Below are 11,965 nucleotides of genomic sequence, written 5' to 3'. Positions count from 1 at the left end.
CTTCCCACCTCAGCATTTTCTCAGTATATAAGGTAAAAATTTAAATGGTAAAACTCCTGTACCTCACTTATTGACATTTACTATGGTTACTTTTGAGAACCTACACAAATGCAGTTTTCTAACTGAAAAATCAGACCTTCCTCATCCAAATTTTGACCAATTAGCACTAACTGGGTTTTGGGTGTACCTCTCCATTCATCATCATCTAAAGTAAACCGTTTACCGCACAGATGAAAAATATGACGGTTAGGACTTTCTTCAAACCAGAGAATTCCTTTAGCTCGGAAAATATTTGTCGGTAATTCGTTATCTAAGAAATACTGAAATTTTCTAATACTAAAAGGCTGGCCACTTTCAAAAGAAATAGAACTGAAACCATCATTTTCTAAATGGTGATCATGGTTATGGTGATCATGGTTATGGTGATCATGGTCATGGTCACACTTTGAGTGGTCATGGTCATCCACTTCCTGAAAATACCTGTCAGAGGTAAACAAGCCCACACTGAGAATTAAACCCAGTGGAACTTGCGATCGCTGCGTACGGATAATTCTAGCACCTTCTCTCACATCATTGATTTTCCGTTCCAAATCATTCAAAGCCTGCTCATCAACCAAATCTGCCTTATTCAGGATAATGATATCACCATAGGCAATTTGACTATATGCCGCTTCAGAGTTAAATAAATCCAAACTGTAGTTAGCTGCATCTACCACCGTAATAATTGAGTCCAGACGGGTTAAATCTCGTAACTCCGTACCCAGAAAAGTTAAAGCCACCGGTAACGGGTCAGCCAACCCCGTAGTTTCCACCACCAAATAATCTAAGTTCTCTTCCCTTTCTAAGACTTGGTAAACTGCATCTACCAAATCATTGTTAATAGTACAGCAAATACAACCATTGTTCAGAGCCACTATGTTCTCTTTTCTGGAGACAATTAGCTCATTATCAATCCCAATTTCCCCGAATTCATTGACTAAAACCGCAGTCTTTAAACCTTGTTGGTTACTAAGGATATGATTTAATAAAGTCGTCTTGCCACTACCAAGGAACCCAGTAATAATTGTCACTGGTATTCCTTGCCTCGGTGCATCCATTTTGTTTAATTGGGGAGTAACAAATGTTTCCATAGAGATGTAATCAAATATCAAAAATAATGTTAATTCCTATCTGTCGCACTAGCCTAGAAATAGGCAACTGCGGTCTCTGCCTTTTTACCCTATTATTACCGATCATAATCATAAAATCCCACTGCCATCTCTGGAATTTTCTCATCACTAATGACTACATAATCAAATATGTCCGAACCGCGTAAGTCTATTTACTTATCTGACCTTTTCCTGATTGTTGCCACCTTTTTCTTCGTCGTTCTCCTGTGGCAATTACGGAGCTTACTAGTAATTTTAATGATTGCCGTAGTCTTGGCATCTGCGATCGCCCCCCTAGTCAACGCTGCGGAAAAAATACGTCTTCCCCGTTGGCTAGGGGTAATTATTGTCTATGTTAGCCTAATTTCTGGATTAATTGGGGCTGGCTTAATCATTGGGCCATCGGTTTCTGAACAAATTCAGCGACTAGCTAGTAGACTACCGATATATTTAGATAATTTGTGGAATGCTGCTGAAAATTTGGCTCTGCGCCTGGGAATCACTCAAATAGAGTCAGTCGAAGAATTTTTTGACCTCCAGTCCATAGCTAATTGGTTACTGCGTTCGAGTCAACAGCTAGTTGTGCGTTCCTTCGGCTTTACTCGTGGCTTTATTGGCGGGGTAGTTAATCTGATTTTGTCCCTGGTCATATCCGCCTATATGGTAGCTGGAAGTCAAAACTTAATTAAAGGTCTGGTGAGTCTGTTTCCCCAACCTTGGGACCAACGTCTGAGGGAGCAAGTTATCCCTATTTCTCGCCGCATGGGAGGATATATTCAAGGACGAGTCTTAGTTTCCGCCATTCTCGGTATTGTGATTACCGTGGGATTGAGGATTTTAGGACTGTCAGAATTTGCCTTAGCTCTAGGTGTAATTGCGGGGTTTACTAACTTAATTCCCTTTGTCGGTCCAGTCTTAGGGGCCATTCCAGCTTTAATTGTCGCTATTCCCCAAAGTGGTTTAACTTTTCTGTGGGTATTGCTGTTATTTGTGATTATTCAAAACATAGAAACTTATGTTCTTGACCCCCTGTTAGTGGGTTCTTCGGTGCGAGTGCATCCTTTATATCAACTTTTAGCTGTACTGGGAGGAACACAGGTTTTAGGAATTATTGGCGCTGTCATTGTCCCCCCTTGGGTAGCGGGTGTAGGTGTACTTGTCGAGAATCTTTATTTACAGCCGAAGTTGTTAAGTGAAGAAAAATCTGCTGTTTGCAACTTATCTGTAACTTCAGATAATCAATCAAATTCAGATGGGGCCACAATATCAGATCCTGTCTCTCCTAGAACGGAAAATTAAATTTTAGATTACACCTTGATATACACTCTCAGGTCAGCAAATACATCTATTTACAATAGACAATGTAAGCTTTTTGTTAAGTTCTACTTTAGACATAATGTAAATATGATACCATTGTTCTGGCAAAAAAAGAATAGACATCCAAATGCAACCTCTATACAATCATTACAGTGATGCCATTGGCTTAGTCAGTGTTCACTTGATCTGGATGACCTACGGACATGAAAGAATATTTGGTGAGAGCGCACTTCTCAAGCAGCAGTGTATTAAAGTCTTTCAGACTGTTGCTGATGACAAAAAATGGATGATTAAAGCTCTAGAAATCTCGCCAGATCAAGTTTATTTACAAATTGAGTATGACCACCATCACTCTATTGCTCAAGTAGTAAAAGCCTTTCAAGGTCGTTCTTGCAGAATTTTGCGCCGGGAATTTCCGGAGCTACGCAGACTACCCAACTTGTGGAGACCTTCTTATATATTTGATACCACGGGCAAAGTCAGCACTGCATTTGTTTCCGATTATAGTCAAACATCCTCTTAGGAATAAACATATTCCCGCATCTGTATAGTTTGGTGCGGGTGCTTGGGGTTTACCTGTTCTAATTTTGTAGTATAAAGAATTAACTTGTAATTAACCTATTCATAATTTACTATCAATATGTGGTCTGAACTGACACAAGCGATCGCTCATCTCAACATTGCAGCAGATTGGGTAGGAATGAGAGCCGTCAAAACAAGCTGCTCCACTCGCAATGTGCGGGATGGCTTACCCCAAATCAACGGTAAATCCTCCACCATCGGAGCCATGGTAGAAGTCCTAGTTAATGGCTGTATTGGTTATGCAGCTACAAACTCCCTAGAAATACCATCACTACAAGCAGCAGCCCATAGAGCATATCAACAAGCGCTAGCAGCTAGCAAATGGTGGATATATCCCTTTAACACCAATCAACGCCCCAAAGTCGTGGGGGAATATAACTCACCCTACCTGGAACCCTTAGATGGTTTGTGTCCTGGAGAAATCAATAATTTCCTGGTACGTGTATGTCAGACATTAAAAGTTAATGACAAAATTGTCCAAACCTCAGCCAGCGCCACCACCACCGAGATGGAAACTTGGTTTGTCAGCAGTAACGGCTCCGAACTATATCAAAAAATTGTCTCATTAGGAACCCATTATGGCGCGATCGCCCAAGATGGTACAATAGTCCAACAACGCAGTAACAATGGTTGGCAAGCACACTGCTATCAAGGCGGATGGGAGCTATTAAAACAAGAGCAATTATGGCAGCGAGTGCAGCAAGTTGGGGAGCAAGCAGTAGAACTGCTAACCGCCACAGAATGTCCCAACACCCGCACCAACCTACTCCTAGCACCAGACCAAATGATGCTGCAAATTCACGAAAGCGTCGGACATCCCTTAGAAATTGACCGAATTCTAGGAGACGAACGCAACTACGCAGGGGGGAGCTTTGTGAAACCAAGTGACTTTGGTAACCTAGCTTATGGTTCACCACTGATGAACATCACCTTTGACCCCACCGTACCCGGTGAATTTGCTAGCTACGGATTTGACGATACAGGCGCAGTAGCCACAAAAGAATATGTGATTAAAGAAGGCGTACTACAAAGGGGACTAGGTAGCTTGGAAAGCCAAGCTAGAGCCAATATACCCGGTGTAGCTTGCGCTCGTGCTTGTTCTTGGAACCGTCCCCCCATAGACCGCATGGCTAACTTAAACCTAGAACCAGGGAAGCAAACCACAGCGGAAATTATTAGCAGTATAGAACATGGCATTTACATGGAATCCAATCGCTCCTGGTCAATAGACGACCGCCGTTATAAATTCCAATTTGGTTGTGAATATGCCAAATTAATTGAAAACGGTCAACTCACTAAAACCCTACGGAACCCCAACTATAGAGCCACCACTCCAGAATTTTGGCACAGTCTCACCCACATAGGCAATGCCGACACCTGGGAAATGTATGGTACCGCCATGTGTGGTAAAGGTGAACCCAACCAAGCCATTTGGGTAGGACATGGTTCCCCCCTGTGTGTATTTGCTAATGTCGAGGTTTTTGGGGGTGGTTAAACAACTGCAAATTACCCCACCCACAAGAATCCTGCTACTTTTGCTATATCAACCCCCTCATCCCTAACTACTCCCAGAAATTCCCCATCCAAAACACCCCATGACCTTAGAAAACAGCTTCAATCAACTTATAGAAACACTACTCATACAAAAAACAGCTACCGAACAATTTACCCTCATACTCAGCAGTGAACACAGCCAATTTACTCGTTTCAATCATGGGAAAGTCAGACAAACAGGTGTAGTTGCTGACGGTTCCATAGAATTGACCTTAATGGAAAATCAGCGCCGCAGCTTTCGCTGTTTTCCCTTAACAGGAAACAGGGAAATAGACTCCCTCGCAGCATACACAGCATTACTCGAACTGCGGGAAGAATTGAAAGTTTTACCCCTTGACCCCCATTTAGTATTACCATCAGGAAATAATATTAGTCGCGAAGTCAATTCTGGGCAATTATTACCACCAGATTCAGTAGTTCAAACTATATTAGCCCAGGTGGGAGAATTAGACTTTACTGGTCTTTATGCCGGAGGGTTAGTCATTAAAGGCTATGCTGATTCTCAAGGTCAAAAACACTGGTTCACCACTGATACCTTTACCTTAGATTATTCCCTATTTGATACCCGTGGACAAGCGGTTAAAGTCATCCTTGCTGGTAGTCATTGGGATGAAAGCGCTTACATCGCCAAGATGAACGCAGCTAAAACCCAACTAGAATTACTTTCCCGTCCAGCTAAACAATTGACACCGGGACAGTATAAAACTTATTTTGCTCCCGCAGCGGTAGCAGATTTATTAGATATGCTTTCTTGGTCAGCGGTAAGTGAGGCTGATTTACAACAGGGAAGCAGTGCTTTGGCTATGCTATCACGCCAAGAAAAACAACTCTCCCCTAAATTTACTTTAAAAGAAAACTTTCAACAGGGGTTTGTACCCCGATTTAATCAATTAGGAGAAATGGTAGCTCCTGAGTTACCCATAATTACACAGGGGGTTTTAGTTAATACTCTAGTTAATTCTCGCACCGCCAAGGAATACGGTAAAATCGCCAACGGTGCTAATAGCTCGGAAACCTTGCGATCGCCCCACATCAGTCCGGGTAATTTAGGCGTTGATGAAATTCTCAGGAGATTAGATACAGGACTATATATATCCAATTTACATTATCTCAACTGGAGCGATCGCCCCACCGGGAGAATTACCGGGATGACTCGTTATGCTTGTTTTTGGGTAGAAAACGGCGAAATCATCGCCCCTATTGAAAATTTACGCTTTGATGAAACTCTCTATCGTTTTTGGGGAGATAATCTTGTAGACTTTACCAACTTCCAAGAATTTATCCCCAATGTGGGAACTTATGAGAGTCGCCAATTAGGGGGTAGTTTAGTTCCCGGAATGTTAGTAAATGACTTTACCTACACTTTATAGAAAATTACTTTTATGTTCTTACATTTAAACCTTAAATTGATACCTTGACTAATAAACACAGATGAAAATCATCTATTTCTGGTGGGGAGAGTGTGAACTACCCGTAGGAGACATATTACGGCGTAACTGCTGGCGACCATTGACAATAATACCTAACATATCCTGCAAATCCTTCTCCATATTTTCCAGGACAGTATCAGCGTATTCATCCGCACCATTTTCGATTTCTTGGGCTTGAGCTACAGCAGTTCGGCGCAGCTGCTCCAACTCCTCCTCACAACTGCGGCGCTTTTGCTCAATTTCCGCCAGAGTTGCTTGCATCATCGCCTCGCACTCCTGCTGAACTTGTCTGCGCAACTCCTGGGCCTTTTGTTCCGCTTCGCGGAGAATATCACTTTCAGCTAAAATTTGCCCTCGTTTAGCTTGAGCTGCTTCAATAATTTGCCTTCCATACTCTTGAGCTTCTTGGATAACCTCTTGCTTTTGTTGCAGCACAAAAGTTGCTTCCTGAAAAACCCCTGGTAAAGAAAGGCGAATAAAATCGATTTGTTCAATCAGCTTATCTTCATCAACTATAGTGCGTCCAGTGAAAGGAATACAAAAACCATAGAGAATTAAATCCTCTAAACGATTAAGTTCCTCGATAATATTTACGCCTTCGGTTCCATTGGTATACTCTTCCGCGGGGGGATAGGTACCGTTGTCATTCAATTCGTCGGAGAAGTGTGGTTGTAGCATTTATATATATCCAGAGCAATTTCTTGGGGAACAAGATGATCAACAGATCCGCCAAATCTTGCAATCTCTTTTACCACACTACTACTCAAAAAACTATACTCATTAGATGTCGCCAGAAAAACAGTTTCTATTTGAGTGGAAATAGTTTTATTAGTATGAGCCATTTGTAGCTCTACTTCAAAGTCGGAAATTGCCCGTAAGCCTCGTAATAAAACTTGTGCGTGTCGTTGTTGGGCATAGTTAACAGTCAAACCGTCAAAACTGTCAACCTCCACATTAGTCAGATGTTGAGTCGTGCGACGAATTTGATTTAATCTTTCCTGTACAGTAAACAGTGGTACTTTATGAGGATTCCTGAGTACAGCAACAATCACCTGCTCAAACAGCCGACTACCACGCTTAATGATATCAAGGTGACCTAAAGTGATGGGGTCAAAGCTACCGGGATAAATAGCAATCACAAAATTTTCAATATACCAAAGCTACTCTATTGACACTCCCCGGTCAAAGGACACAGAGATTCTTGATTCAACGAGTCCACTTAGAATCAATTCCTTGCGGTATTTGTTCTAGAGGTGGTTCTCTCCACAAGCGTTAACTTTGGGTCTGTCTTACCCTAGTTGCACAACTGCAAATGTTGTTTTGGTATTAATACTGGTGGTCTAGCACCTGTGAGTATTTTACCTACTTCTGTGGTGGTACTAGAACTTGGAAGTAGAACCAGCAAGACTTAATTGTCAAGGCACAGTGTGACCTGTTAGGCGACATAGGGTATGATTAGGTTGATTACCCTTACCTGGTAGGATAACTTTAACACAAAATGACTCTGGTGTAAACACCTCCTAGGGCTTTCATGGCAGCTACTGCCATAATATCTATTAATTACCTGATATCCCCTGAAATTATATTCAGGGTCTTTACGTATCAAAACTAGTAATTCATATGGGACTGGATATTTACACTTTGCCTTTAGCATTTGAATTTACGTCTCCCGGTCCAGTCATCCTGGACATAGGGCCCATCAGTATCCGCTGGTATGGATTATTAATTGCCATAGCAGTTATCACTGGTGTGAGCCTTTCCCAGTATCTAGCAAAGCGCCGTCATGTTAACCCAGACTTGATTGCTGATTTATCGATTTGGTTAGTGATTGGAGCGATTCCCGCAGCGCGGCTTTATTATGTTTTATTTCAATGGTCAGAATATGAGCAGCATCCAGAGAAAATTATCGCTATTTGGCAAGGAGGTATTGCCATTCACGGAGCGATTATGGGTGGTACTTTAGCAGCTTTAATCTTTGCTAAACTCAATAGGGTTTCTTTTTGGCAATTAGCTGATTTAGTCGCCCCTTCGCTGATTTTAGGACAAGCAATTGGACGTTGGGGAAACTTCTTTAATTCCGAAGCCTTTGGTGTTCCTACCAATTTACCTTGGAAGCTATATATTCCTATCCAAAACCGTCCTCCAGCTTTAATTAATTTTGAATATTTCCATCCCACATTTCTCTACGAATCACTGTGGAATTTAATAGTATTCGCCTTATTAATTACTTTATTTTTTCGTGGTTTATCTGGGAAACCACGGTGGCGTTTAGGGACAATATTTTTATTTTATGTGGTGGGATACAGTTTAGGTCGCTTCTGGATTGAGGGTTTTCGCATTGACAGTTTAATGCTGGGATCATTGCGGATTGCCCAAGTTGTGAGTTTAATTGCTATAGTATTGAGTCTAGCAGGGTTAGGTTGGATGTACTTATTTAAACGCTCTTTACCTGATGTGATTCTGCTAAATGGGGATGAATAAATAAGGGATATATAGGGAAAAAATGCCCTAGAGTAAACTCTAGGGCCTAACCAGGGTGCATCTACCATTCATCTCTACTAATAATTAAAGAACCATCCGGAAACTTAAAGCCAAAATCCCAAAAAAAGCTTTTTGTCATTTATATCTCGCGTAAATTACAGAAAATAAATCATTATTATTTGTATGAAAAATAATCCAGATATTCTCCAACCAGCAGTTTATATTGTGGGAGCAGGACCAGGAGATCCGGAGTTACTAACAGTCAAAGCCCAGAAACTCCTGGCGGTTGCAGATGTAATTTTATTTGCTGATTCTTTAATACCAGAAGAAATTGTAAATTTATGTGGAGAAGATGCGGAAATTATCCCCACTGCAAATAAGACCTTAGAGGAAATTTTAGCACTGATGAGGGCAGCGGTGCGATCGCAAAAATCTGTAGTCCGTCTCCATTCTGGAGATCCCAGCCTTTACAGTGCTATTCATGAGCAAATGCAACTCTTAGCTAAGGCTAATATCCCCTTTGAGATCATCCCTGGTATTAGCGCCTTTCAAGCTGCAGCGGCGAAGCTCAAAATTGAGTTAACTGTACCCAGTTTAGTCCAAACCATTATCCTCACGCGCATCAGTGGACGGACTCACGTCCCCCCCACGGAGGAGTTAGCCTCCCTAGCAGCACATCAAGCTAGTCTGTGTTTATATCTAAGTGCGCGTCACATAGAAACCGCCCAAGCCAAACTTTTAGCACATTATCCCGAGGATACGCCCGTAGCCATTTGCTTTCGCGTGGGCTGGCCTGATGAGAAAATCATGGTTGTGCCATTGCGGGAAATGGCAAACTCTACTCATGAACATAACCTAATTCGTACCACACTTTATATCATTAGTCCAGCACTTGTACCAGGACAACAGCCATGGGATACTCCCTCCCGGCGGAGATCGCGTTTATACCATCCCGAACACAGTCATATATTTCGCTCAACCCATAATTAAACATCTATCAGCTATATCCATTTTCCCCGGAGTTCGATAAAGTTAAGGATATTCACAAAAACTGTAATTCTAACTCAATACTATGCCTTTACTCAAAGTCCAAACTTCTGTATCTATGCCTCACAGAGCAGATGTTGAAAGCATGCTCAAGAACTTATCCAGCAAGTTAGCACAACATTTAGGCAAACCTGAATCTTACGTGATGACCGCCTTTGAGTCGGATATTCCTATGACTTTTGCAGGGACTACAGACCCGGCTTGCTATATTGAAATTAAAAGTATAGGGACTATGAAACATCAGCAAACTCAAGCCATGACTCATGAGTTTTGCCAAAAGATTCACCATTATTTAGGTGTCCCTGAAAATCGGATTTATATAGAATTTGTGGATGTTAAGGCTACAATGTGGGGTTGGAATAACTCAACTTTTGGTTAATCAATTTGATGCAACCCTGCGAGTTGTGCTTCAGCAGGGTGTAACCACCAGAGGAATTGAGATTTTTAGTCTGATGTGGGATTGCAGCGAATTTCTAGCATAAACCCGTCGGGATCATAAAAGTATACACCTTTACCTGTAGGACGAGTCACAGGCCCATGGGCGATCAGAATGTGATTTTCTCTCAGGACTGTGACAGCTGACTCAAATAATCGCGGATCTATGTCAAAGGCGAGATGGTATGCTCTGGTAAAGGTTTTTTCTGGATTGGGATCTGGTGGTGATAATTCCGGTGTCCAGAATAAATCTAAAATTGTCCCATCGGGAGTGACAAAGTTAGCGACTTTCCCTGTATTCACCAGTTCTACTAAGGTGGCTGGTACCTCCTCCCCAGTGAGTTCATGCAAACCTAAAATAGTACCGTAGAAGTAGCGTGAAGCTTGCATATCCTTGACATTGAGGGCAATATGATGGATAGAACGGAGATTCCCGCCTATAAGGCTGGGTTTGGGGGTAGTGCTAGGTTGCATACTAGAAACTGCTCCTGTTGGTTGTAGTTATCGCCGATACTCGTCGCCGCAGTCGCCAATTAATTGATATAAATCCCGTGACTGGCTGCAAATAGAATTAATGCGATCGCTCTCCTGTGTATCTAGGGTAAAACTAAATATTTTTTCATTATCTTCTATGTGTTCAGATATACTTAATCTTGCGCCAACTATCACCCCTCCCACAGATGGCTGATCTAAAATATAACGTGTTGCTACGTTAGAAATACTGACATTATGCCTCTGGGCAATTTGCTTGAGTGTAGATAGCAGTTCTTGAAATAACTGCCAATTCCCCCAAGCATCTACCATATTTTTATACTTTCTTAAGCTAACCGTAGTTAATTCATTTCCTCGCGGTTCTGGTTTACCCAAATATTTCTCTGATAGCAAACCACCGCACAGAGAACCGTAAGTAAAGAGTTTGATGTCATGCTCTTGACAAAACCAGACCATATTGACTAAGGGACGGCGGTCAACCAGAGAAAATTGTACTTGATTAGAAACTATTTTAATCCCTGCATCGACAATAATTTTCAGGTGTTCCGTATCAAAGTTAGTTAAGGCTAAATGCTTAATCTTACCCTCAGTTTGTAGTTCTGCCATATACTTAAGGGCATCTAGATAATTGGGGTCTCGATATTCCCACCAATGGAACTGCATCAAGTCCAAAGATGCTACATCCATCCTTTTGAGGGAAATGTTGATATTTTCCTCTACGAGCTTTTTGGTCATTTTTCCCGGACGAGGTACCCATTTGGTGAAGGCTTGGATCCCAGCTAAAGCCTGTTCACCACGGGTTTTAATCACTTGACGGCGAAACTCACCAATAAAATCTTCCGCCGGTCCATAATGGTCTGCTAAGTCCCAAGTGGTAAAACCTGCATCCATGTATTGAAACATCGCGTCTATTGCGGTTTTGGGGTTAATGCGTCCGTGTCCGCCGGAAACTTGCCACATCCCATTTAAGATGCGACAAATATTTAGGTCGGGGGTGAATTGCAGTCGGCTTTGTAGTGGTAATGGCATATTTTTAATCTTTGATTTTTATAGGAACCACAGATGTAGATATCAGTTGTGGGTGTTTAACGCCAACCGGTTTCGGCTTGTTGGAGTACATATGAGGCTACTGCTTGTATTTCCTCTGGGGTGAGGCGGTCTTGGTAGGCTGACATATTATTTTTGCCGTTGGTGACTATAGATGTGACTGCTTCTATGGTGTTCATACCATATTTTTCTAGGGCTGGCTTTTTCAAGTTTTTTCCCCGTCGGATAATGTTACCGCCGTTGATATGACATCCGGCACAATGAATACTAAAAATTTCTGCCCCATGATTGATGTCTGCTGCCATAACAGGGAAGGTAAAAGTATTTATGAATAGGAATATTGTGGTTATGGGCAATATGAGTAGTCTGTGCACAAAATTACTCCGAATACTGAATACTGATGTGGCTATCAATATCATAGGGGAGCTTGTC

The 11,965-nt window shown here is 41.9% G+C and carries 13 protein-coding genes; 7 read left to right on the top strand and 6 right to left on the bottom strand.

Annotated features, from left to right (window positions below):
- Positions 1–86: 86 nt before the first annotated feature.
- Complete coding sequence (locus IM676_RS05800) at positions 87–1,130, bottom strand: CobW family GTP-binding protein (RefSeq protein WP_200989331.1); 1,044 nt, start codon at positions 1,128–1,130, stop codon at positions 87–89.
- A gap of 168 nt (positions 1,131–1,298) precedes the next feature.
- Between IM676_RS05800 and IM676_RS05795 the strand changes: the two genes are divergently transcribed.
- The 4 genes from IM676_RS05795 (at position 1,299) to IM676_RS05780 (ending at position 5,971) form a co-directional block, all read left to right on the top strand.
- The gene (locus tag IM676_RS05795) at positions 1,299–2,447 is read left to right on the top strand and encodes an AI-2E family transporter (RefSeq protein ID WP_200989330.1); all 1,149 of its coding nucleotides are present in this window, start codon (positions 1,299–1,301) and stop codon (positions 2,445–2,447) included.
- A gap of 145 nt (positions 2,448–2,592) precedes the next feature.
- Positions 2,593–2,988, top strand: coding sequence for an IS200/IS605 family transposase (gene tnpA, locus IM676_RS05790; RefSeq protein WP_200989329.1), 396 nt, complete (start codon positions 2,593–2,595; stop codon positions 2,986–2,988).
- 117 nt (positions 2,989–3,105) lie between these two features.
- Complete coding sequence (locus IM676_RS05785; protein WP_200989328.1) at positions 3,106–4,542, top strand: TldD/PmbA family protein; 1,437 nt, start codon at positions 3,106–3,108, stop codon at positions 4,540–4,542.
- A 100-nt stretch (positions 4,543–4,642) separates the two neighbouring features.
- On the top strand, positions 4,643–5,971 hold the full coding sequence (locus IM676_RS05780; RefSeq protein WP_200989327.1) for a TldD/PmbA family protein: 1,329 nt from the start codon (positions 4,643–4,645) through the stop codon (positions 5,969–5,971).
- Positions 5,972–6,043: 72 nt separating this feature from the next.
- On the opposite strand, the gene IM676_RS05775 is transcribed toward IM676_RS05780, so the two are convergent.
- Together IM676_RS05775 and coaD are read right to left on the bottom strand one after the other, a co-directional pair.
- Positions 6,044–6,709, bottom strand: coding sequence for a DivIVA domain-containing protein (locus IM676_RS05775; RefSeq protein ID WP_200989326.1), 666 nt, complete (start codon positions 6,707–6,709; stop codon positions 6,044–6,046).
- Positions 6,679–7,170, bottom strand: a complete 492-nt coding sequence (gene coaD, locus IM676_RS05770; protein WP_200989325.1) for a pantetheine-phosphate adenylyltransferase — start codon at positions 7,168–7,170, stop codon at positions 6,679–6,681. The genes IM676_RS05775 and coaD overlap by 31 nt, the downstream gene beginning before the upstream one ends.
- Positions 7,171–7,651: 481 nt before the next feature.
- Here coaD and lgt point away from each other — a divergent pair, with 481 nt between their 5' ends.
- From lgt to IM676_RS05755, 3 genes are all read left to right on the top strand, one after another.
- Complete coding sequence (gene lgt / locus IM676_RS05765) at positions 7,652–8,512, top strand: prolipoprotein diacylglyceryl transferase (protein WP_200989324.1); 861 nt, start codon at positions 7,652–7,654, stop codon at positions 8,510–8,512.
- A 183-nt stretch (positions 8,513–8,695) separates the two neighbouring features.
- A complete protein-coding gene (cobM, locus tag IM676_RS05760) occupies positions 8,696–9,502 on the top strand; it encodes a precorrin-4 C(11)-methyltransferase (protein WP_200989323.1) in 807 nt (268 codons plus the stop codon).
- An 82-nt stretch (positions 9,503–9,584) separates the two neighbouring features.
- Positions 9,585–9,938 (top strand): phenylpyruvate tautomerase MIF-related protein, encoded by a 354-nt coding sequence (locus tag IM676_RS05755; protein ID WP_200989322.1) that lies wholly within the window; start codon positions 9,585–9,587, stop codon positions 9,936–9,938.
- A gap of 65 nt (positions 9,939–10,003) precedes the next feature.
- Here the strand turns inward: IM676_RS05755 and IM676_RS05750 are convergent, their stop codons facing one another.
- From IM676_RS05750 to petJ, 3 genes are read right to left on the bottom strand one after another with little or no spacing between them, the layout of a single operon-like run.
- Positions 10,004–10,468 carry a VOC family protein gene (locus IM676_RS05750; RefSeq protein WP_200989321.1) on the bottom strand — a complete coding sequence of 155 codons (465 nt, stop codon included), beginning with the start codon at positions 10,466–10,468 and terminating at the stop codon, positions 10,004–10,006.
- A gap of 27 nt (positions 10,469–10,495) precedes the next feature.
- Complete coding sequence (locus IM676_RS05745; protein ID WP_200989320.1) at positions 10,496–11,515, bottom strand: aldo/keto reductase; 1,020 nt, start codon at positions 11,513–11,515, stop codon at positions 10,496–10,498.
- A gap of 56 nt (positions 11,516–11,571) precedes the next feature.
- Positions 11,572–11,907 (bottom strand): cytochrome c6 PetJ, encoded by a 336-nt coding sequence (gene petJ / locus IM676_RS05740; protein WP_200989319.1) that lies wholly within the window; start codon positions 11,905–11,907, stop codon positions 11,572–11,574.
- Positions 11,908–11,965: the final 58 nt, after the last annotated feature.

It is taken from the genome of Anabaenopsis elenkinii CCIBt3563 (assembly GCF_015245355.1).
GTDB lineage: Bacteria > Cyanobacteriota > Cyanobacteriia > Cyanobacteriales > Nostocaceae > Anabaenopsis > Anabaenopsis elenkinii.
This window is presented reverse-complemented; position numbering and strand designations above follow the sequence as displayed.